Annotated in this window: 21 protein-coding genes; 4 read left to right on the top strand and 17 right to left on the bottom strand. The window is 32.0% G+C overall.

Annotation, left to right across the window (positions count from 1 at the left end; translation table 11 throughout):
* Nucleotides 1-1,902 precede the first annotated feature (1,902 nt).
* The 10 genes from UEQ13_RS11465 to clpB all read right to left on the bottom strand — a co-directional run bounded on the left by UEQ13_RS11465 (nucleotide 1,903) and on the right by clpB (nucleotide 11,777).
* Complete coding sequence (locus UEQ13_RS11465; RefSeq protein ID WP_329806485.1) at nucleotides 1,903-2,754, bottom strand: aldose 1-epimerase family protein; 852 nt, start codon at nucleotides 2,752-2,754, stop codon at nucleotides 1,903-1,905.
* The gene (locus UEQ13_RS11470) at nucleotides 2,751-3,311 is read right to left on the bottom strand and encodes a GNAT family N-acetyltransferase (RefSeq protein WP_329806486.1); all 561 of its coding nucleotides are present in this window, start codon (nucleotides 3,309-3,311) and stop codon (nucleotides 2,751-2,753) included. Before UEQ13_RS11470 ends, UEQ13_RS11465 begins: the two co-directional genes overlap by 4 nt.
* A gap of 289 nt (nucleotides 3,312-3,600) precedes the next feature.
* Nucleotides 3,601-4,215 carry a DUF2238 domain-containing protein gene (locus tag UEQ13_RS11475; protein WP_329806487.1) on the bottom strand — a complete coding sequence of 205 codons (615 nt, stop codon included), beginning with the start codon at nucleotides 4,213-4,215 and terminating at the stop codon, nucleotides 3,601-3,603.
* Nucleotides 4,216-4,365: 150 nt separating this feature from the next.
* Complete coding sequence (locus UEQ13_RS11480; RefSeq protein WP_329806488.1) at nucleotides 4,366-5,952, bottom strand: S41 family peptidase; 1,587 nt, start codon at nucleotides 5,950-5,952, stop codon at nucleotides 4,366-4,368.
* Nucleotides 5,953-5,984: 32 nt separating this feature from the next.
* Nucleotides 5,985-6,779, bottom strand: a complete 795-nt coding sequence (locus tag UEQ13_RS11485; RefSeq protein WP_329806489.1) for a sulfite exporter TauE/SafE family protein — start codon at nucleotides 6,777-6,779, stop codon at nucleotides 5,985-5,987.
* On the bottom strand, nucleotides 6,780-7,442 hold the full coding sequence (locus UEQ13_RS11490) for a hypothetical protein (RefSeq protein ID WP_329806490.1): 663 nt from the start codon (nucleotides 7,440-7,442) through the stop codon (nucleotides 6,780-6,782).
* Nucleotides 7,443-7,448: 6 nt separating this feature from the next.
* Nucleotides 7,449-7,955: a DUF4199 domain-containing protein gene (locus UEQ13_RS11495; RefSeq protein ID WP_329806491.1), complete on the bottom strand. Its 507-nt coding sequence runs from the start codon at nucleotides 7,953-7,955 to the stop codon at nucleotides 7,449-7,451.
* 38 nt (nucleotides 7,956-7,993) lie between these two features.
* Nucleotides 7,994-8,482, bottom strand: a complete 489-nt coding sequence (locus UEQ13_RS11500) for an AAA family ATPase (RefSeq protein ID WP_329806492.1) — start codon at nucleotides 8,480-8,482, stop codon at nucleotides 7,994-7,996.
* A gap of 36 nt (nucleotides 8,483-8,518) precedes the next feature.
* Nucleotides 8,519-8,911, bottom strand: a complete 393-nt coding sequence (locus UEQ13_RS11505) for a DUF1801 domain-containing protein (RefSeq protein WP_329806493.1) — start codon at nucleotides 8,909-8,911, stop codon at nucleotides 8,519-8,521.
* A gap of 274 nt (nucleotides 8,912-9,185) precedes the next feature.
* Nucleotides 9,186-11,777, bottom strand: a complete 2,592-nt coding sequence (clpB, locus tag UEQ13_RS11510; protein WP_329806494.1) for an ATP-dependent chaperone ClpB — start codon at nucleotides 11,775-11,777, stop codon at nucleotides 9,186-9,188.
* Nucleotides 11,778-11,939: 162 nt separating this feature from the next.
* Between clpB and ytxJ the strand changes: the two genes are divergently transcribed.
* Nucleotides 11,940-12,338, top strand: coding sequence for a bacillithiol system redox-active protein YtxJ (gene ytxJ, locus UEQ13_RS11515; RefSeq protein WP_329806495.1), 399 nt, complete (start codon nucleotides 11,940-11,942; stop codon nucleotides 12,336-12,338).
* A 550-nt stretch (nucleotides 12,339-12,888) separates the two neighbouring features.
* Here the strand turns inward: ytxJ and UEQ13_RS15520 are convergent.
* The 7 genes from UEQ13_RS15520 to fahA all read right to left on the bottom strand — a co-directional run bounded on the left by UEQ13_RS15520 (nucleotide 12,889) and on the right by fahA (nucleotide 20,152).
* Nucleotides 12,889-12,999, bottom strand: a complete 111-nt coding sequence (locus UEQ13_RS15520; protein ID WP_407934660.1) for a T9SS type A sorting domain-containing protein — start codon at nucleotides 12,997-12,999, stop codon at nucleotides 12,889-12,891.
* An 18-nt stretch (nucleotides 13,000-13,017) separates the two neighbouring features.
* Nucleotides 13,018-13,566: a YbhB/YbcL family Raf kinase inhibitor-like protein gene (locus UEQ13_RS11520; protein WP_166124897.1), complete on the bottom strand. Its 549-nt coding sequence runs from the start codon at nucleotides 13,564-13,566 to the stop codon at nucleotides 13,018-13,020.
* 93 nt (nucleotides 13,567-13,659) lie between these two features.
* Nucleotides 13,660-14,493: a helix-turn-helix domain-containing protein gene (locus tag UEQ13_RS11525; protein ID WP_329806496.1), complete on the bottom strand. Its 834-nt coding sequence runs from the start codon at nucleotides 14,491-14,493 to the stop codon at nucleotides 13,660-13,662.
* 105 nt (nucleotides 14,494-14,598) lie between these two features.
* The gene (locus tag UEQ13_RS11530; protein ID WP_329806497.1) at nucleotides 14,599-16,605 is read right to left on the bottom strand and encodes an N-acetylmuramoyl-L-alanine amidase; all 2,007 of its coding nucleotides are present in this window, start codon (nucleotides 16,603-16,605) and stop codon (nucleotides 14,599-14,601) included.
* Nucleotides 16,606-16,610: 5 nt separating this feature from the next.
* Nucleotides 16,611-17,471 carry a TolB family protein gene (locus UEQ13_RS11535; RefSeq protein WP_329806498.1) on the bottom strand — a complete coding sequence of 287 codons (861 nt, stop codon included), beginning with the start codon at nucleotides 17,469-17,471 and terminating at the stop codon, nucleotides 16,611-16,613.
* Between the two features lie 139 nt (nucleotides 17,472-17,610).
* The gene (locus UEQ13_RS11540) at nucleotides 17,611-18,792 is read right to left on the bottom strand and encodes a hypothetical protein (RefSeq protein ID WP_329806499.1); all 1,182 of its coding nucleotides are present in this window, start codon (nucleotides 18,790-18,792) and stop codon (nucleotides 17,611-17,613) included.
* A 73-nt stretch (nucleotides 18,793-18,865) separates the two neighbouring features.
* Nucleotides 18,866-20,152, bottom strand: a complete 1,287-nt coding sequence (fahA, locus tag UEQ13_RS11545; RefSeq protein WP_329806500.1) for a fumarylacetoacetase — start codon at nucleotides 20,150-20,152, stop codon at nucleotides 18,866-18,868.
* 111 nt (nucleotides 20,153-20,263) lie between these two features.
* On the opposite strand from fahA, the gene glyA reads away from it, so the two are divergent.
* The 3 genes from glyA (at nucleotide 20,264) to UEQ13_RS11560 (ending at nucleotide 23,232) form a co-directional block, all read left to right on the top strand.
* Nucleotides 20,264-21,538 carry a serine hydroxymethyltransferase gene (glyA, locus tag UEQ13_RS11550; protein WP_166124892.1) on the top strand — a complete coding sequence of 425 codons (1,275 nt, stop codon included), beginning with the start codon at nucleotides 20,264-20,266 and terminating at the stop codon, nucleotides 21,536-21,538.
* Between the two features lie 234 nt (nucleotides 21,539-21,772).
* The gene (miaE, locus tag UEQ13_RS11555; RefSeq protein WP_329806690.1) at nucleotides 21,773-22,360 is read left to right on the top strand and encodes a tRNA-(ms[2]io[6]A)-hydroxylase; all 588 of its coding nucleotides are present in this window, start codon (nucleotides 21,773-21,775) and stop codon (nucleotides 22,358-22,360) included.
* Between the two features lie 170 nt (nucleotides 22,361-22,530).
* Nucleotides 22,531-23,232, top strand: a complete 702-nt coding sequence (locus UEQ13_RS11560) for a VIT1/CCC1 transporter family protein (RefSeq protein WP_329806501.1) — start codon at nucleotides 22,531-22,533, stop codon at nucleotides 23,230-23,232.
* The last annotated feature ends 74 nt before the right edge of the window (nucleotides 23,233-23,306 follow it).

Raw genomic sequence — 23,306 nt, forward strand, 5'->3', positions numbered from 1 at the left:
TCTTAGAAGGATTGTCCCCTTGAGGGGACTTTAGGGGTGTAAAATTAGTAGTGAATTAGATTACGTGAGATGCTCTCAGCATGACAAGTTTGAGGGTAAGATTATGGAAGTGGATTAAGACACCCCTAAAGTCCCCTCAAGGGGACAATCCGACGAAGACGTTTATCTTTAAATTCATGTTTTCAATTTAATACAAAATTCTATTAGTTGGATTGTCACTTTGAATAGACAATTCCTACGAAGACGTTTATCTTTAAATTCTTATTTTCTATTTATTACAAAATTTTCTTAGAAGGATTGTCCCCTAGAGGGGACTTTAGGGGTGTAAGAGTAGAGTAATGAATTAGATTGAGCAAGATGCTTACATTATGACAAACTAAACGCTTAGCTTTTGTGAACTATTTTGAGCGAAGCGTCTTTATCCGCAATCCAACATAAAACTATGTGGTTAAAAAAAACTTATATGACTTATATGTTTAAAATCATTACGGAAGTTGTTTGTGTGAGATGCTTACAGCATGACAAACTATAGGTTAATTGTTAGCCACGAATTTTCGAATTTTTCGAATTAAAAAATCTTAAAGATTTAATTATTTGGGATTTACGTGAAGCTCTTTGTTGTTAAACTTTGCGACTCTGCGACTTTTCGTGAGATGCTTTCAGCATGACAAAAATGAGGGTAAGATTATGGAAGTGGATTAAGACACCCCTAAAGTCCCCTCAAGGGGACAATTCCTACAAAGACGTTTATCTTTAAATTCATGTTTTCAATTTCATCAAAATTCTATTAGTTGGATTGTCGCTTTGAATAGACAATTCCTACGAAGACGTTAATCTTAATATTTTATTTTCTTATTCATTACAAAATTTTCTTAGAAGGATTGTCCCCTTGAGGGGACTTTAGGGGTGTAAAATTAGTAGTGAATTAGATTACGTGAGATGCTTACAGCATGACAAGTTTGAGGGTAAGTTTGTGGAAGTGGATTAAGACACCCCTAAAGTCCCCTCAAGGGGACAATTCCTACGAAGACGTTTATCTTTAAATTCATATTTTCTATTTAATACAAAATTCTATTAGTTGGATTGTCGCTTTGAATTGACAATTCCTACGAAGACGTTTATCTTTAAATTCTTATTTTCTATTTAATACAAAATTTTCTTAGAAGGATTGTCCACTTGAGGGGACTTTAGGGGTGTAAAATTAGTAGTGAATTAGATTACGTGAGATGCTCTCAGCATGACAAGTTTGAGGGTAAGATTGTGGAAGTGGATTAAGACACCCCTAAAGTCCCCTCAAGGGGACAATTCCTACGAAGACGTTTATCTTTAAATTCATATTTTCTATTTAATACAAAATTCTATTAGTTGGATTGTCGCTTTGAATTGACAATTCCTACGAAGACGTTTATCTTTAAATTCTTATTTTCTATTTAATACAAAATTTTCTTAGAAGGATTGTCCACTTGAGGGGACTTTAGGGGTGTAAAATTAGTAGTGAATTAGATTACGTGAGATGCTCTCAGCATGACAAGTTTGAGGGTAAGATTGTGGAAGTGGATTAAGACACCCCTAAAGTCCCCTCAAGGGGACAATTCCTACGAAGACGTTTATCTTTAAATTCATATTTTCTATTTAATACAAAATTCTATTAGTTGGATTGTCGCTTTGAATTGACAATTCCTACGAAGACGTTTATCTTTAAATTCTTATTTTCTATTTAATACAAAATTTTCTTAGAAGGATTGTCCCCTTGAGGGGACTTTAGGGGTGTAAGAGTAGAGTAATGAATTAGATTGAGCAAGATGCTTACATTATGACAAACTATACGCATAGCTTTTGTGAACTATTTTGAGCGAAGCGTCTTTATCCGCAATCCAACCTATGAGCCTATGTGTTTAAAATCTATTCTAAAACTTCTATTCGTATTGCTCTTAAGAAATCCTCTCCAGCTGGTAGATGATTGATACCTTCTTTTTCTTCTAAATTTCCGTTATGATCTATCGAATCAGCTAAACCGCACCAAGGTTCCAAACATAAAAATGGAGCGTTTTGTTTCGTCCAAATTCCTAAATATGGGAAATGATCAAAATTTACTTTTAGAATGTTTTTGTTTTGATGTGAAAGAACAACTTCATTCGATTTTAATTGTTTAAAAACCAAGGCATCTTTTTCAAATAACTGATAATTTAGAGTGATACTGTTGTTTTTCGTTTCAACTAAAGTCGTTTTTCCATTGAAACTTTCATTTTCTAAATGGTGGGTTTCGAAACTATCTTCTTTATTAAATTGCAAAGAATAATCTTCAAAATTTCCTTCAATTGCAAAGGCAGGATGCGCGCCAATTGAAAAAGGCAACACTTCATCCGATTGGTTTCGTACGAAATATTCAATCACTAATTCGTTATCCATTAATGTGTAGGCCATTAACAATTTAAAATCAAATGGATAATTGCCTTTCGTTTCTTCAGTTTCGTTAAGTTCAAAAATGACTTGATGCTCACTTTTTTTATCGAAAGAAAATTCCATATTTCTGGCAAAACCGTGTCGTGGTAACTGATACGAATTTCCATTATAAGTAAAACTATCCTTCTTCAAGCGACCCACAATTGGAAATAAAACGGGTGAGGTTTTATTCCAATAGGTTTCGTCTACTTGCCAGATGTAGTTTTTGTTGTTTTTAACTAGTGAAAGTAATTCGGCACCCAAAGTATTAATAGTTGCTGAAAGTTGCGAATTGGAGATGGTTATAATCATTTTACAAATTCTCTATTTAATATTCCATAATGTACCGAACTAATAAATTCATTATTCCAGAAGAAATTCTCCACAAAATGCGCTTCTTTTCTGAAACCATTTTTTAATAATACTTTTTCTGAAGCGAAATTATTTGGATCAATAACAGCTTCAACAGAGTGAAATCCGGCAGTATGAAAAGCGTAATTCACCATCGCATTTACAGCTTCGGACACATACCCTTTTCCATCATATTCTGGTAAAACCATATAACCAATTTCGGTACGATAATTTTCGGGTTGGACTCTATAAAATCCCATAAAACCAATTATTGTATCGGTGTTTTTTAAGCAAACACCCCAATTAATATCGGTGTTTTCATCAATTTTTGAGTTCATCATTTGAATCATAGCCAGTGCCTCTTCTTCATTTTGTAAAATCGGTCGTGGTATGTATTTCATTCTTTCTGGATTGCTTCTTATTTTAAAAACTTCAGGAGCATCCGAGTCTTTAAGTCTTCTCAAAACTAATCGTTCAGATTCTAAATTTGGAAAGGGTTGAAAATTTATGGTAAGCATGATTTTTTATGTTTATGATGACTAATTGATATATTTTTTAACCGCAAAGTTCGCAAAGATTTCCGCAAGGCTCGCTAGGGATTTTATTTTTAAAATTTATATAATTTCTTAAATCTGTGTTGATACAATCTATTTATTTTTTAACCGCAAAGTACACAATGATTTTCGCAAGGCGCGCTAGGGTTTTATTTTTAAAATTTATATAATTTCTTAAATCTGTGTTGTAACTCTTTTTACTTGGCTCTTTTTACTTTTTACTTGGCTCTTTTTACTTTTTACTTGGCTCTTTTTACTTTTTACTTGGCTCTTTAATAAAAACAATCGCTTTGTCTTGGCTTTTACTAAAGAACAACACCATACAAATCGCACCGATTGTTGCTAAAAGCATATCTGATTGTGTGTCCCAAACGTAGCCTTGTGTACCTAAAAACGCATCGCCACCATCACCCGTACAAATAGAAACCCACCACTCTATCCATTCGTAAGCAGCGCTAATCGCTAAACAAATCGAAACAATTATAAAATTGAAATAGCTTTTATTGGCAATTACATTTTTTCTGATGAACAATTCGCGGACAATCATAGCAGGTACGAAACCTTGTGCAAAATGTCCCACTTTATCATAGTTATTTCTGGTTTGATCGAACGTTTCTTTTATCCAATCGAACAAAGGTACTTCAGCATACGTATAATGACCACCTATAAACAAAATGATACAATGTAGTAAAATAAAAAAGTAAGTATAATTTGTAAATTGGAATTTTTTATATGTAAATACCAATATTAAAAGTCCGATAATTGCTGGTACTACTTCTAAAAACCAGGTAAAATATTCTTTCGGTTGAATAGCAGAAAGTGCTAATCCGAGAAGGAATACAACGAGGTATATTTTTAATTTTTTCATAATTGGCACGCGGGTTTAACAGATGCTGCACAACGCAGATTTTACTGATTTCTATTTACAATATAAGGATTCAAAAAACATCAGTTAACTTTTTATCGTAGTTACTTTTTACTTGTTACTTTTTACTTGTTTCTTTTTACTTTTTACTTTTTACTTTTTACTTGGCTCTTTAATTGGCTCTTTCAACAACTCCTCTACTTCTTTATCCCTTTTAATGTCGTCTAAAACCCATTTTAATTCGGGGTCGATGTTGTTTTTTCTGTCTTCAATTGTTGGGATTATTTCTTTATCTGGGAAAATTCCTCTTCCCTCAATATCCGTTTTACCATTGGCGCTAACTAATGCTAATCCGATTCGTAAATTTACTTTACTATTGGGTAATTGTACCAAAGGCATTTGTGCTGCAACGGTTCCATTATAGGCTCCACCGGTTTCTTCTCCAACAAAAAAGGCACGTTTCGTTGATTTTAAATTGGATGAAATTATACTAGATGCTGAAAAACTTCCTCCATTGATTAATACGTACACTTTTCCTTTAAAATTGTTTGGTTTAGGTTGACTTATCTTTGAATGTTTTGTACTAAACAAATATTTATCATCTTCTTTTCGTACCCTAAAATAATTGATAGAATAGAAAAATGGTGCGCCTAATACTTTAAAAAACTTCATAATTGGTCCACCACCTTTAAAATAATCGACATGTAATTTACTGGTTCTAGAAACCACTTCATAATCGTCAATAAAAACGAAAGGTTCGTTGGCTAAATAGCCGTATAAATCGCCAATTTCAAACAATCTCCCACCTGGATTATTGCGTAAATCGATAATTAAATTTTTAGCATTGGCAACGGATAATTTATTAAATGATTCTTCATAAAAATCATGCGGATTTCCGTTGTTAAATTGTTTGATGGTCATTAAAGCTGTTGTACTATCGTTTTCGATAAACTTTAATTCTCTAGTGAACGTTTTCGTCTCTTTATTAAATCCGTATTTGCTATTGAACTTTGCTTTTTCTTTGGTTTCTTTTTTAGACAATTTGATTTTATCTTCCTTTGAATTTGTACCGAAAGTATCTCGTTTCACAACAAAAAGAGAATCTTTGTCTTCTAATTTTAAAACCAATTGAATGCTATCTTGAAGTTTACCTTTGTCAAGCGTATAAAACATTCCAAAACTTTTACCTAAATATCGGTTGTGAAAAGTAGTATTATAACCGTCAGAGGCTACTCTTTTTTTATAGGTCGCAATTAAATCCGAAGGTTTTTCATTATTAATTGAAACCACTTCTGTATTTTCTTTTATATTATGACGAGAGCGATTTTTTAGAATAATTAATTTGTTATCGATAAATTCAAAATCAAATTGATTTAATGCCGCTTTACCTTCTTTTTTTAGGAGTTTTAATTCTTTTTTAGAATACTTTTTTAAACTTGGTGAAATGCCTAAATGACCTTGACCTACACTTTTTGTAACCTGACTTAACTGTTTATAAAAAGTCAAACCCGTCATCGGTTTTTGAATCGATTTTTTTAAACTGTCGAATTTATAATCTAACTTTTCTTTAGAAATGTACCAGTATAATTTTGGGTGTAATTGTTTTAATTTTTGATACGAATAATCGACATCACTTTGTAGTTTAGCGACAGGAATAGGCTGCGAAATACCTTCATTAAATTGTTTGATGGAATTACAAGATATAAATAGCAATACAGCTAGTACTAGAATTTTCTTCATGAAAAGAGGTGTTTTTTTTGAGTGAAACAAATCTAACTAAAAAAAACATCATATCCATAACGAAGAATCATAATACAAACTACAAATAGAAATATTTTTCTAATAAAGATATTTCCTTTTAAAATGGCCATTCGAGAACCAACTATGCTTCCAATTACGTTGGAAACCGCCATAATTATAGCAATTTCTATAATATAATTTCCTTGAGAAATGAAGACATACAAGGCTGAAATATTGGTCACACAATTGATTACTTTCGCATAAGCCGAAGCTTCTAAAAATTCGAAACCTAATAACGCTACAAATCCTAAAACTAAAAAACTTCCTGTTCCTGGACCTAAAAAGCCATCATAGAAACCAATAATTATACCTAATAAGAATCCGAAAAGGTATTTTTTATTTTCAGTAAGTTTTTTTGTGGAAATGGAACCGAAATCCTTTTTCTTAAAGGTATAAATAGCAATCGCAATTAATAAAAAAAAGATAAACGGTTTGAGAATATTGACATCGATACAGCTGACTAATTTCGCACCTATAAAAGAAAACACAAAAGAAGTTATAGCAGTAATTGTGAGTAATTTCCAATTGAATTTTACGCGTTTAGCATATTGAACCGCTGCGATGGAAGTTCCTGAAAGTCCGGCAATTTTGTTGGTTCCAAAAGCGGTTGGTATGGTTGAATTTGGAAATAAAATCATAAACGCTGGAAACTGAATTAAGCCACCGCCGCCAACAATAGCGTCAATAAATCCAGCAAAAAGAGATGCGATTCCAATTATAATTAATATAGAAATGTCGTGTTGGGCAAAGAGTTCGAGTAGGTTCATTTAAAAGATGCGATAACCAAATTTAAATCCGAAAATAAAATTTATAGTTCCATAATTTCCAATTGGTGTTAGGATACTATCTGCTTGTGTTGATCCATTTTCTTCACCATTAAGTAAACCGTCATTTTCTTGTTGTGATAAATTGTTTGTAGAATTCATAAATCGAACACCTAAACCGAGGAACATATCACTATAAAAATGGCCATCACTATTATATTTTACTCCATATTTTAGAGATATACAATTCATTTTTCTATTCATTTTATATTGCTTCTCAAAACGAACAGTATTTACAGCAAAACTATCAACATATTCATAATCTTGATTTTTATATTGATATTCAAGACCAATATATTTGAAACTGTCTTCATCTAAATCTCTGTTGATACAATAATTAATTCCAACTTTATACAAAAATCCTTTTGGGTTTCTTTTATAAACATTGACATTTCCTAAATAAAATCCAGGCTCAAAATGTGCCGATAAATTTTTACTTAATTGTTTTTCGGCACCAATTCTCAAAGAAGAACCGTCAAAAATATCAATTAAAGACAAAGGAGAAAGTGTTATTGAAATTTTTTCCTTTATTGGTTTCTCCTTATTATCTTGTCCAAAAACAAAAATTGTACTAAATAGGAATAGTGCGAATAGTTTATTTATCATTTAAATTTATTTCTTCTTTAATACGGCTGCATTAATTAAAGCAACTACAATTCCAAATGGGAAAATTTCCATATACGTAAGTAAAATGACTCCAATTGGTGACTTATACATTTCTTTATATTGTTCCATTTCGGCTTTTTTAGCCACTAATTCTTCAGGTGGCGTTTGCTTTAAGGCTAAATCACAATAATGTTCCATGAAATTTGGAAAGAAATTATAATAAATGATTAACCAAACTAAAACATATATTGTTGAAGTAATAAAAACAATACCTAATCCACATAAAAACGCTTTACCAAATGGGAGTATTCCGTTGTTTTCGTTTCTTAATTTTAGAACTCCTAAAACAATGAAAGTGTAGGCTAATATCATGGTAAACATACCCATAAACATACCCATAAACATACCTACCGTTTTTTCAGGATGCAACTTCATGTATACAGTTATGGATGACATAACTATAGAAGCAGCAATACCTCCTAAAATTCCATACTTTAAAATAATTTTGTTCATAATTGTATTATTTTAGGTTGAATTTCAAATATAACAAATTATATAGAAATAAGAATTGCTTCCTTTAATTCTTCATTTGTTGGAACTTCAAACCAAGTTTCCATAAAATTAAAATCGCTTTCAGAGACTTCAAATTCGAAAGAAGATCCTTTTTCTTGATTGCGGTTTTGAACTCTTTGCCAACGTATTTCTTTAGAAACATCTAAATAATGCAATTGAATTTCTATATTATTGTCTAAGGCAAATTTTCTAAATTTTTCTCGATGGGAGAACTTTGATAAACCTAAATCTAATATAGCATCCGTACCAGCATTTTCTAATTGAAGAAGTAAATTTTGAATCATTGCTTCTGCTCTATCAATACGCTCTAAAAACCAATCTAAACCATCCGTTTCCTTTTTGTCTGGCATAAACAAGGTTTTATTCCAAGTGTCTATTGAAAAAATAATTCCTTTATTTTGAGCTTTCAATTGGTTACAATAGGTGGTTTTTCCAGAACCTGTATTTCCAACAATTAGATGTATCATGATAAAAAATTTAGTTCAAATCTACAGAAATTTTCATTAAACCAAGCGTTCCAAAACACCTTTTCGTTTCACAACATTTTTATAATCCCATTGAATGACTTTCGATTTTTCAATCCAACGAACAATATCTTCTTTATGTATTTGAGATACATTTGTATAGCGTTTAGAAGCATCTTTAAATTTTCCTGTTCCGATTTTCAATTCTTCTTCTTCGAAACTGGCGCCACTCCAAAACAGCAATCGTACACTATCTTTTAATTTATCGTAACCTACAATTGGATTACCTTCTAAAAACCAAACGGGATGCGCATGCCATACTTTATTTTCTGCTTCCGGGAAATTTTTCATAATTATCTCAGACAGAAGTGTACAAATTAGATAACATTCTCCAATTTGATTGTTATTATATTTTTGAATATCTGGATGCATAGTTGTAGTTTAATTTATGTAAACCCATTGGATGAAATAAATTTAAGAATAATTTCGACACGAATTTTCGAATTTTCTGGGTCAACTTTTCGATTTAATTCGAATTTTCATCAAAGATGAACTAATTTTTGCGTTATTTTTTAATATTCGAGAATTCGTGGCAAATAAAAAAATAAATATTAAATTTAATAATTATACCTATCGGATGAAGTAAATATAAAAAAAGTCTAGTCATCTTTCGACGATTAGACTTTTAATTATTATTACTTTTTGCTTATTCCTGATTTCTAAAAACCAATTGGTTATCAAAACAATCAATTAAAACTACTGAATCTGTTTTAATATTTCCTGCTAAAATTTCTTTAGACAGTTTGTTCAACACTTCTCGCTGGATGACTCTTTTCACTGGTCGTGCTCCAAATTCTGGTTCGTACCCTTTTACGGCTAAATAATCAATCGCTTCATCAGTTGCTGTCATTGAAATATGTTGTTGTTCTAACATTTTGAATACCGATTTCAATTGTAAACCTACAATTTGTTTAATATTCGCATTCGTTAATGGTGTAAACATCACAATATCGTCAATTCTATTGATAAACTCAGGTCGAACCGTTTGTTTCAACAACGCTAAAACCTCAACTTTTGCTAATTCCATAGCCGAATCTACACTTCCTTTCAGGTTTTCAAATTTCTCTTGAATAATATGACTTCCCATATTAGAGGTCATAATAATAATTGTGTTTTTGAAATCTGCTAACCTTCCTTTGTTATCGGTTAATCTTCCTTCATCTAATACTTGCAATAAAATATTAAAGGTGTCCGGATGTGCTTTCTCAATCTCATCTAACAAAATTACAGAATACGGTCTTCTTCTTACGGCTTCTGTTAATTGTCCGCCTTCATCATATCCTACATATCCTGGAGGTGCTCCGACTAATCGACTTACACTATGACGTTCTTGGTATTCACTCATATCAATTCGCGTCATCGCATTTTCGTCATCGAATAAATAATCGGCTAACGCTTTCGCTAATTCTGTTTTTCCAACTCCAGTTGTACCTAAGAAAAGAAACGTTCCTAAAGGTTTTTTCATGTCTTGTAATCCCGCACGACTTCTTCGTACAGCATCAGAAATGGCTTCAATAGCTTCTTCTTGTCCGACAACTCTTTTATGCAATTCGTCTTCTAAATTCAGTAATTTTTCACGTTCACTTTGTAGCATTTTAGTTACTGGAATTCCAGTCCATTTGGCCACAACCTCAGCAATATCTTCTTGCGTAACTTCTTCTTTTATTAACGATTTTTCCGTTTGATTCTCTAATAATTCGATTTGTAATTCATCTACTTTCTTTTGTGCTTCGATGATTTTACCATATCTCAATTCGGCAACTTTTCCATATTCTGCTTCACGTTCTGCACGTTCTGCTTCTAGTTTGAAGTCTTCAATTTGTTGTTTATAACTTTGAATCGCATCAACAATATCTTTCTCCGATTTCCATTTCGCGTAAATTTCATTACGTTGTTCTTTCAATTCCGATAAATCGATATGTAATACTTTTAATTTTGATTCATCTTTTTCTCTTTTAATGGCTTCGATTTCAATTTCCAATTGCATGATTTTTCTATCCAAAACATCTAATTCTTCTGGTTTTGAATTGATTTCCATACGTAATTTTGAAGCCGCTTCGTCCATTAAATCGATAGCTTTATCTGGTAAAAATCGATTCGTAATATAACGTTGTGATAATTCTACCGCAGCAATAATGGCGTCGTCTTTGATTCGTACTTTATGATGTGCTTCGTATTTTTCTTTAATTCCACGTAAAATTGAAATCGCACTTTCTGTATCAGGTTCATCCACCGTAACTCTTTGAAAACGACGTTCTAAAGCTTTGTCTTTTTCGAAATATTTTTGATATTCGTCTAAAGTTGTGGCTCCAATTGCACGTAATTCGCCTCGAGCTAAAGCTGGTTTTAAAATATTGGCTGCGTCCATAGCGCCATCTCCTCCTCCAGCACCAACAAGCGTGTGAATTTCGTCAATGAAAAGAATGATATCACCGTTTGCAGAAGTTACTTCTTTCACAACCGCTTTCAAACGTTCTTCAAATTCACCTTTGTATTTTGCACCTGCGATTAATGCACCCATATCTAAAGAATAAACCACTTTATCTTTCAGATTTTCTGGTACATCTCCATCTACAATTCTGTGTGCTAAACCTTCTGCAATAGCGGTTTTACCTACTCCAGGTTCTCCCACTAACATCGGATTATTTTTGGTTCTACGTGTTAAGATTTGTAACACTCTACGAATTTCTTCATCCCGACCAATAACAGGATCTAACTTTCCACTTTTGGCTAATTCATTTAAGTTTTTTCCGTATTTATTTAAAGCATCATACGTTTCTTCGGCCGATGAAGAAGTCACGCGTTCTCCTTTTCGAAGTTCCGTAATAGCGGCTAGTAAATCTTTTTCGGTGACACCTTGATCTTTTAAAATTTGTGCGACTTTACTTTTCGATTTAAAAATAGCTAGAATTATGTGTTCGATAGACACGAAATCATCGTTCATCTTTTTCGCTAAAATAGAAGCTTCATTTAAGGTTGAAGAAGCGTCTCGAGAAAACATAATGTCTCCACCAGAAACTTTTGGAAAACTCTGAATGGTGCTATCTAAAACTTTTTGGAACAAATCGACATTCACATTTACTTTCTTTAAAATAAAGGGTGTAACTGTTGCATCAACTTCCAAAATAGCTTTAAAAATGTGTTCATTTTCCAGCTGTTGTTGTCCGAAACTTTGTGCAATTTGCTGTGCTTGTTGCAAAGCTTCTTGCGATTTAATGGTTAAATTATTTAAACTCATATATTTTGTAATTAAACTAACATTAATATATACAATTGATATAGTATATTTGTCTAGAATTTGGTCAATTTATATTCCAAATTAAATTAAACGACAAATTGTCTGTTTTTTAAGTATTATTCTTATATAAATACGACAAAATGTCTTAAAACATGACGAAATATGAGTTTTTTTAAAAATATCTTTGGAGAAAACAAATCTGAAGACAAGCAAAATGAAAATGTGGAAGCTAAATTTTTCACTTTAAACAAAATAGAACAATTTGATGAAATTGATGAAATTTCTCATACCAAACCCGTTGTACTTTTCAAACATAGTACACGTTGTATTATCAGTAGAACCGTTTTAAAACAATTTGATGCGGAGTTTCAATTTCCAGAAGATAAAATAGATTGGTATTTGTTAGACTTATTGAACCATAGAGATTTGTCTAATGAAATTGCAAGCAGATATAATGTGGTGCATCAATCGCCACAAATTGTAGTAATTAGAAATGGAAAAGCGGTTTTTAATGAATCGCATGATAGCATTTCTGTAGATGATTTGAAGCAGTTTACTTAAAATTTAAGATTTACGATTTGGGATTTACGATTTGGGATTTACGAAATTTTGATTTGTTATTTTTGATTTTGAAGAACGAATATTCTCCCGAAGTTTCGGTATTGAAATTTTGAAATTTGAAATTTTAGTATATATAAAAACCTTTCAGAAATGGAAGGTTTTTTTGTTTACTTGTAGTTAAACGTGTTTACTATATGATTAAGAGTTTCCCGATGTATTTTTAGAACTTCCCGATACATTTTTAGAACTTCCCGATGCCTTTTTAGAACTTCCCGATACGTTTTTAGAACTTCCCGACGCGTTTTTAGAAGTTCCCGATTCATTTTTAGAACTTCCCGATGCGTTTTTAGAACTTCCCGATGCATTTTTAGAACTTCCCGATACGTTTTTAGAAGTTCCCGATGCCTTTTTAGAACTTCCCGATACATTTTTAGAAGTTCCCGATGCCTTTTTAGAACTTCCCGACGCGTTTAACTTAAACCTATTTCACACCAATAAAAAAGCACTTTCGATTTCTCAAAAGTGCTTTTTGTTTTTATAAAACTAATAGTTATTTCTTGATAATCTGTTTTACAAATTCTTGTCCGTCAACAATAACTCTAATGAAGTAAGTTGCTGCTGGTAATTGTGAGAGATTAATAGTTTTATTTGAAACTGTAATTTTACTTTAAAATTAACTTTATCTTTTATAATATACGATAATACTTGCCTTTGCAATTGTATTATTCCAAAGATTAAATCCGACTATAGCAGGATTAATGTTTGCATCTAATCCTAATTTATCCGTTTTTAAAGCATAAACTGTTATAATATATTGATGAAATCCATGTCCTTCTGGCGGACAAGGTCCTCCAAAACCATTAATTCCATAATCTGTTTTACTTTGAATAGCGCCTTTTGGTGCCAAGTTAAGCTGTACATTTCCTGCATTTGTTACTAATTCACTACTAGTTGCAGGAATATCAAAAACTAACCAATGCCAAAACCCACTTCCTGTTGGAGCATCAGGATCGTACATTGTTATTGCAAAACTTTTAGTTCCATCTGGAACATTTTTCCATGACAATTGAGGAGATTGGTTATTTCCAGTGCAACCAAATCCATTAAATTCTTGAATTTTAGAAGCTTCACCACCCAAATCCTTACTTGATAATGTAAATGTTTTTTGACCAAATAGTGTAGTTGAAAAAATCAACGATAACACTAAAATAAAATTTGTTTTTTTCATGAGATATTTTTTTTTAAAATCTTAAACAAATTTAGGTTGTATTTATTGTAAATAAATTTAGTGTTTTAGTCAAAAAATGTTGCTAAAAGTTCATTATTTGTTATGTTGTTTTGGAGTAATTCCGTATTTCAATTTATAGGCCTGAATAAAACTTGACAAATTCTCGTAACCCACTTCTAAATAAATTTCAGAAGAACTTTTTCGTTCCTGATTGAGCAAATATTTAGCATGTTCTAATCTTGCATTTTGAAACCATTTTATTGGGGATTCATTATAATGTTTTTCAAATTCTCTTTTAAAAGTAGACTCACTCCTATCGCACAAAAAAGCTAATTCTTTTAATTTCAATTTATTTAATTTATTAGTTTCAATTGTTCTGATAAACTTCTGAGTATAGTTGTCACTATTTTTCAAGAGTGAAAACAAAAATTGTGTACCATGCATTTCAATTAAATATTGCATAATCTCTTCAAATTTTACCTTCAATAATTTTGACTTCGCATTATTTGAAAGTTTTGAAACATCTAATAAACTTGCAACAAATCGTTTTATAAAACCATCATATTGAAATGCACTAACAGATGTATCGGCACTTAATTCTGAATTAAGTTTCGCTTTTTGTACAAACTCAAATAAGATTTCATTCGTAAAAAAAAACAGAATACTTCTATAGCTCTTAAAGTCGGATAGTTTTTCAGTCATTAAACAATGTCCTGATTTCATTAAAAGAAATTTAGAATTATCTATAGATAAAGATGAATTTCCAGAGATTACTTCTTTAGTACCTTCAATTAAAAAACTAAATGCATTTTGATTTAAAATAATTTGTTGTTTAATTATTTTTTGAGAATTATGATAATCAAAAACTTGTAAATTAGTTGTTATCTTTTCTATATTAATTTCTTCAGGAAGTGTAATTATTTTCATTTATGATTTATATTTCATCACTAGTAGTTACAAAAGTATCAAAACTTAAATAAAAAAGCACTTTCGATTTCTCAAAAGTGCTTTTTGTTATTATTCAACTATTTGTTATTTCTTGATAATCTGTTTTACAAATTCTTGTCCGTCAACAACAACTCTAATGAAGTAAGTTGCTGCTGGGAATTGCGAAAGATGAATAGTTCTTTCCGTTTCTAAATTGGCTTCTTTTACAACTCTCCCATTTATATCCATAATCAGGTAATGAATATTTTGAACTTCAGTTCTATTGATTTCTAAATTCAAAATTCCGTCGGTTGGATTTGGGTAGAAAGAAATCGTAATTGCTTCTTTTACTTCATTTCCTTCAGAAATTTTCGCACCTGAACAATTTGTAGCCGTTGCAGATAAAGTTCCGTTAGAATTATTTAAAGTTCCTGCTGAGTTTTTAGCTTTTACATAATACGTATACGTAGTGCCAGCCGTAATTAAATACGTATTTAAGAAAGACGTTCCAGCAATATCTGAAGCATATAAATTTCCATTTCTGTAAATATCATAAGAAGTAGCATTTAAAGATGCTGTCCAAGTAACATTAATAGCACTTGTTGTTCCACTACAAGTTGGTGTGGCAGTCGCGGTAAACGAACCAGGTGTACAAAGTATTGCTGTTGCTGAAACCGTTACATTAGAATTGGCAACCGTTCCAATATTGTTTTTAGCCATCATTGAATATGTGTAAGTAGTTCCAACAGTAACAAACGTATTTAGGAATTGTGTGCCTGTTACATCTGAAGCATACAAACTTCCATTTCGATACACATCGTAAGAAGTTGCATTGGCAGAAGCCGTCCAAGATAAATTTACTCGACTCGTAGTTCCACTACATTCAGCCGTTGCCGATATAGTAAACGCTCCTGGTGCTGCACAATTTAAAGCTACAACCGTTTGTGTTCCGTTTGAATTGGTAGTTTGTGTCGCTGTTGTGTTTTTCGCAACAACATAATAAGAATAACTTGTTCCTGAAGTTACAGCTGTATTCGTATAAGTTGTTCCTGTTAAACTACTGGCATATAAAACACCATTTCTATACACATTATAAGCAGTCGCATTGGCAGAAGCTGTCCAAGTTAGTTTGTTTCTTGGCGTTCCCGTTCCACTGCATTCTGGAGTTACAGTTATGGTGAACGCTCCTGGAATTGCACAATTTAAAGCTGTAACAGAAACGGTTCCGTTTGAATTTGTAGTTTGTGTAGTTCCAGCATTCTTAGCTTTTACAGAATAGGCATAAGTTACTCCCGCTACTACTCCACTTGTATTCGTATAAGTTGTAGTGGTAATATTTGAATCCCACAAAGCGCCATCTTTATAAATATCATAACTTGTTGCATTGGCAGATGCTGTCCAACTTAAAGCTACTTGAGAAGTTGTTCCATTACATTGAGGTGATGCCGTTAAAGTAAAACTACCTGGAGCTGGAGTTGTAGCACACGTTAAATTTAAATCTGATTTTAACGCATTGAAATACGATAAAGCAAAAGCGTCTCTCCAAGTCGAACTCGTTAATTTTGCAGCATCTGTAGCAGAATCAACAAAGCCAATTTCATTTAAACATCCTGTTGCTGCTGAATATCTTAAAACTCCCAAATGATAGGCTAAGAAGCTATTATCTTCTACACATCTTCTGTTGTTCCATGAACCTCCAGAAACCATATTCGTTTGAATTTTTTGTGCAAAAGCTACATCTGGAGGTGTGTTCGTATCGTCTTGTGTACAATAAAATGTTTCGGTTCCAGTTCCGCCACCAGCATTACAATGAATACTTAATAATCTATCGGCATTCCAGTTGTTAGCCATTTGTCCGCGTTGCGTTACCGAAATCCAACTATTTAAATTGGTGGTTCTTGTCATTTGAACGGTCCAAGTACAACTATTTTGAATTAAATTTCTGGTACGTAAACCTACTTCTAAAGAGGTTTCAATTTCAATTGCGGTTCTTCCGTCTGGATTGTCTGTTGTTGTGGCACCATAACCGTGACCTGGATCAATTACTATAATTTGCGACTGTACATTTACTGAAAACAAAACAGCCATTACTATTTTAAATATATTTTTCATCGGAATTACATTTTTAATTTAGCCATATAAATAGCACCTGTTTTGTCATCTGTAAAAAGTACTTTGTTTTTACCAATGAAACTTGGAAACATTTCTAATAACACTTCTGTATTAGATACTTTTTTCGATTGTAATGTTTTAATATCGAACAGATAAATTTCCGAATTGGTAACAGTGTGTCCGTCTTCACTTGTATCTAAAAATCCAACTAAATGTTGATTATCTGCCGACCAAGATGTTGCAATACCAGTTCCAATTTTCTGACCTTTCCCATTTCCATTGATATCATACACATAAATATCAGAGCCCTTATGAACAGCTACTTTTTTTCCATCTGGCGATAAAAGCGCATTGTAATATTGACCTTCTTCTGAAGTGATCACCCAACTTTTTTTCGAAATTAAATCTTTAGCTTCAATTTTAAGAGTTGTTATGTTGGTATAAACCACAATTTGACTTGTCGCCTTTTTTTCAATTCCATGATAAGACGACAACATATTGATGTCGATATCTGTTCTTAACGTTGCTTTTTTATCTTTTAAAGAATAACTGTAGACTTTAGAATCTGAGAAATATTCTTTTGCTTCTTTTTGTTTGAAATAGACCATTTCGTTATTGTTATCCCAAGAATAGCCATAACCACTTCCTTCTTTATCGGAAATTTGAGTGATTTTGTTTGTTTTTAGATTTAAAACATAGGCTCCCTTGAAATGATGCCCGGTTACCAAAGCGAACTTTCCATTAGGAGAAACAACAGGATTGGTGTAGAATCCATCCACATCTACACGGTTCATTTTTTCTATCTTTTGAGAAAAAATGAAATGATTGCTCGCCAAAGCAAAAAGTAGTAATAATTTACTTTTCATATTTATATATTTTTAAAATTAATTCTTACAAAAATAATGGAATTTATTAAAAATCAAACTTTTGCAAAAACAAGTATACAAAAAAAAGCGCATTTGAACTTCAAATACGCTTTTACTAAAACTTTAATATATTCTTAAATTATCTTCTAAATCTGTTACCAGTTATAATCGCTTTTAATTTTGCTTTTAAGTCTTCACCAGAATCATAAACCATTTGTTCGTTGGTTGGAAACGGTACGGCTCTTCTATCGAAATATTGGTAATAATCTTGTTCACAAGCACGTTTATCACCATTATAATTGGCATAAATATAGCTGAAAACAAATTCGCTAGATAATGGATAGGCATCAATTAATTGCTTACTATTTAAATCCATATATTCCACTTTAGCAGTAGTTTGTACTGATTTAAATTGAGTGAATTCATAAATACTTGCCGTGATCGTTTTCATAACGTCCACAACCATTGGTTTACCTTCTGAATCTTTTACTTGAACTCCGTTAGCATCTAAAAGTGGTTTGGTACCATCTTTAATTTGTTTTTCTTTAATAAATTGTTTTTCACGAACTTGTTCAGGAGAGATTTTAATTTCTCTAAAGTTCACAATCATTGCAAAATCATAAGTTATATTACTTTGCTTTTTATTGTGATATACGGTCCATTTGTCATTGATTCCGTACGTACTAAAATCTAACATATCATCTTGTAAACGAACTGGAATAACCATTTGTGTATCGTTTTTAGTAGAAACTAAAATAAAGTCTGTTCCTCTAAATTGCGCTTGATCCATTAAACTTCTTACGTCATTATAATTTGGATTCAATTTATCTAAATAAGCTAAATCATCAAAAGCTTCACGAATTACTAACTTATTTTTAGAAGCAAGAAGTTTTTTCGCATTGTTATATAAATATACAGACAAGTCAGATTTACTAGCAATTAATTCATTAGAATAATCATTGAAAGGAAAAATAGCATTTCTGTTTTCTTTGATCAATTTTAAAGGTAAAACACCTCTAATTCTGTCTTGACGATTGTGTAATTGATTATATAAATTATAGATTTTCTCCAAATTTGCTGGATTTTTTTCTTTGATTAATAAAGACAAATCATTTAAATCACGTTCTTTCGCTTTTGCAAAGGCTTCTTCTAAAAGATACACATAATCTTGATTTCCTTTTGAGTTTTTATTGGTTCTTAATCCGTCTAATGCTCTGTTGATAGCACCATCATAATCACCATTACTCAACATAGATTGAGTTTGCTTTACACCGCAAGAATATATAATTGTTAGTAATACAATAAATAGTATTTTCCTCATATTCAAAAGTTTATTTTAAAAAAGTGTTTAACAACAAACTGCTAAACACTTTTTTTTTAATTAATATATCTGCTTAAAATTTCAATTCAATTGCTGGTAATAATTTACTAGACACTTCTCCAAAACCAATTCTAACACTATCATTTTGGCAATATCCTCTAATAATAACTGTATCGTTATCGTTAATGAATTTACGTTCAGAACCATCATTCATTTTGATTGGATTTTGTCCGCCCCAAGATAATTCTAACATGGAACCGAAAGAATCTGGAGTTGGTCCAGAAATCGTTCCACTTCCCATCATGTCTCCAGAATTCACTCTACATCCATTGATTGTATGATGTGCCAATTGCTGACTCATTGTCCAATACATGTATTTAAAGTTAGAGTTAGAAACTACAGTTTCCACTGCATTTTCTGGTTGAATGGCTACTTGTAAATTAATATCGTAGGCATGCTTACCTGTTTGTTGTAAATAAGGTAATGGTTTTGGATTTTGTTCTGGTGATTCACATTTAAAATCTTCTAAGGCATCTAAAGTTACAATCCAAGGTGAAATTGACGATGCAAAATTCTTAGCTAAAAAGGGTCCTAATGGCACATATTCCCATTTTTGAATATCTCGTGCAGACCAGTCGTTAAATAAGACCATTCCGAAAATAGCTTCTTCAGCATTAGCCACAGAAACTGGTTCACCCATTATATTGGCATCCGTAGTAATAAAAGCCGTTTCTAATTCGAAATCTACTAATCTTGATGGTCCAAAAACAGGTTCTGTTTCTCCATTTGGTAAAGTTTGTCCGTAAGGTCTGTGAACTGGAATTCCACTTGGTACAATTGTAGAACTTCTACCATGGTAACCTACTGGAATATGTAACCAGTTTGGCAATAATGCATTTGCTGGATCACGGAACATCATTCCCACATTTGTAGCATGTTCTTTACTTGAATAAAAGTCAGTATAATCACCAATTTGAACTGGTAATAACATTTCTACATCTTCAATTTTGAAAATAACTACATCTTTATGTTTAGAATTGTCTCTTAATGTTGCATTAGAATCTAAAAATATATCAGACAATCTGTTTCTAACTAAACGCCACGTTTTTCTTCCATCAGAAATGAAATCATTAAGTGTATCTTGCATGAACATATCGTCTGTTAATTCGATACCTTCAAAATACCCTAATTGTTGTAAAGCCCCCATATCGATAGCATAATCACCTATTCTTGTTCCAATAGTAATTACATCTTCTTTGGTAATAAAAACACCGAAAGGAATATTTTGAATTGGGAAATCGCTATCTTTTTTAATATCTAACCAAGATTTTCTACTTGGATCATTAGCAAAATTTGGCATATCTATATGTTGTATTTTTTTGTTATTATTTAAGTAATCAAAATTAAACTATCCATTCAATTTACCAAACATTTTTTGTATTTTTGACAAAATTTAAATTTAACTATACAAATGCAACGCGACGAACTTATTTTTGACTTAATTTTAGACGAGCAAGACAGACAAATTCATGGAATTGAATTAATTGCTTCAGAAAACTTTGTGAGCGACCAAGTAATGGAAGCTGCTGGTTCTTGTTTAACCAATAAATACGCTGAAGGATATCCTGGAAAGAGATATTATGGAGGCTGTGAAGTAGTAGATGTTGTAGAACAAATTGCAATCGATAGAGTAAAAGAATTATTCGGAGCGGAATATGCAAACGTTCAACCTCACTCTGGCTCTCAAGCTAATACGGCTGTTTTCGCAGCTTGTTTAAAACCTGGAGATAAAATTTTAGGATTCGATTTATCTCACGGTGGGCATTTAACTCATGGTTCTCCAGTAAATTTCTCTGGTAAATTGTATTCGCCAAGTTTTTATGGTGTAGATCAAGAAACGGGTTTATTAAACTACGATAAAATTCAAGAAATAGCTACAAAAGAACAACCAAAAATCATTATCGCTGGTGCTTCTGCGTATTCTCGTGATATGGATTTCAAACGTTTCCGTGAAATTGCGGATTCAGTTGGTGCTTTATTGTTAGCTGATATTTCTCATCCTGCAGGATTAATTGCTAAAGGATTATTGAATGACCCAATTCCACATTGTCATATCGTTACAACTACTACTCATAAAACCTTACGTGGACCACGTGGTGGATTAATTATGATGGGTAAAGATTTCCCAAATCCATGGGGATTAACAACTCCAAAAGGTGAAATCAGAATGATGAGTCATGTTTTAGACATGTCTGTTTTCCCAGGAAATCAAGGTGGACCATTAATGCATATTATTGCTGCTAAAGCGGTGGCGTTTGGTGAAGCCTTAACAGATGAGTTTTTCCGTTATGCGTTACAAGTTCAAAAAAATGCTAAAGCTATGGCGGAAGCATTTAACAAAAGAGGTTATAATTTAATTTCTGGCGGAACGGACAATCACATGATGTTAATTGATTTACGTAATAAGAACATTTCTGGTAAAGAAGCGGAAAACGCCTTAGTAAAAGCTGAAATTACTGTAAATAAAAATATGGTTCCTTTTGATGATAAATCACCATTTATTACTTCAGGAATTCGTGTTGGAACTCCAGCAATCACTACACGTGGTTTAGTGGAAGAAGATATGGAAACTGTTGTGGCTTTAATTGATAAAGTTTTAATGAATCATACAGATGAAGATTTATTAGAACAAGTTGCTGAAGAAGTTAACGAGCTGATGGGCGAAAGAGCCATGTTTGTTTTTTAATTTAGTTTAAAAGTTTATGAGTTTATGAGTTTAAAAGGTATTGTGAATATGATACCTTTTAAACTTTACTTTTTTAAAGTAGAAATGCAAATTTTGATATTTGTCAAAAAAAGTTGATGTTCCATACCTTTTAAACTTTAAAACATTTTAAATTTGATATTAATTAATCGCAAACTATACGCAATACCTTTTAAACACTTAAACATATAAACTCATAAACTTAAGATTATGTCCATTTTACGATTGCAATTACCAACCGATCCACGTTGGGCCAATATAGTAGAAGAAAACTTAGAAGATATTTTAAGTGATCATGCTTGGTGCGAACAAAAAGCAGCAACTAATGCCATAATGCTTATCATTAATAATGCAGAAAAAGAAGATTTGGTAACTGCCATGACGGAAATTTCTATTGAAGAAATGCAGCATTTTCAAATGGTTCATGATATTATTAAAGAACGTGGTTACGAATTTTTAAGAGAACGTAAAGACGACTATGTAAATGATTTGATGAAATTTTGCAAAAAATCTTCTGACGGAAGTCGCGAAGGCGGTTTAATTGAACGTTTACTTTTTGCCGCGATGATTGAAGCTAGAAGTTGCGAACGTTTTAAAGTCCTTTCAGAAAATTTAAAAGACGAAAAACTAGCTCAATTTTATAGAGATTTAATGGAAAGTGAAGCCGCACATTATACCACTTTTATCAACTTAGCCCGAAAATATGCTGGAAATATTGATGTGGAAAGTAGATGGAAAGCTTGGTTAGAACATGAAGCGGAAATTATTGCTAATTATGGCGATGGCGTTACAGTTCATGGGTAATTCACTCACTTGATTCAAGCAATTAGTTCAAATCAATCTAATGAATCTCTTCACTACAAAAAAAAGCTTCCATTTTACAGGCTTTTTTTAACTACATTTGGTTATATATTTTCAATACACATTTTTGAATCCTATGATTTCTAATTAATTAGACTTAAAAAAACAACACTATGGTAACAATTGATAACTATTTAGACAGTCATTATATTCACAGAAGTAATTGGCTTCGAGCAGCAGTACTTGGTGCAAATGATGGGATTATTTCTATTTCAAGTTTGGCTATTGGTGTAGCCGCAGCAAGTTCAACTAGAGAACCTATTGTTTTGGCTACAGTAGCAGGCCTTGTAGCTGGTGCGTTATCTATGGCTGCAGGTGAATACGTTTCTGTAAGTTCACAAACCGACATAGAGAAAGCCGATATCGAAAGAGAAAAAAAAGAACTGGAAGAAATGCCAGAAGAAGAATTAAAAATATTGGCTCAAATCTATGAAAAAAGAGGTTTGAAAAAAGAAACGGCTATGCAAGTCGCACTCGAATTAACCGAAGTTGACGCTTTAGGAACTCATATCAGAGACGAACTAGGTATTAATGAAATTAGTCAAGCCAATCCTATTCAAGCAGCTCTAGCTTCTGGTGGTGCCTTTACTGTTGGAGGCGTTTTGCCTTTATTAGTCATTCTTTTTGCACCATTAACTGGAATGGAATATTGGTTGTATGGATTTACTACTATTTTTCTAATTATCTTAGGAACAACCGCTGCAAAAACTGGAGGTTCTAGTGTTTTTAAAGCGATTTTAAGAATCACAGTTTGGGGAACAATCGCGATGGGACTTTCTGCTTTTGTAGGGTATCTTTTTGGTGTAAATGTTTAATAATAATTAAAACTATTTTCTCTATTCAAATTACGCAACAACTTTTTGTTTCGTACCTTTGAAAACTGCAATAA

The sequence above is a fragment of the Flavobacterium facile genome (genome assembly GCF_036321945.1).
GTDB lineage: Bacteria > Bacteroidota > Bacteroidia > Flavobacteriales > Flavobacteriaceae > Flavobacterium > Flavobacterium facile.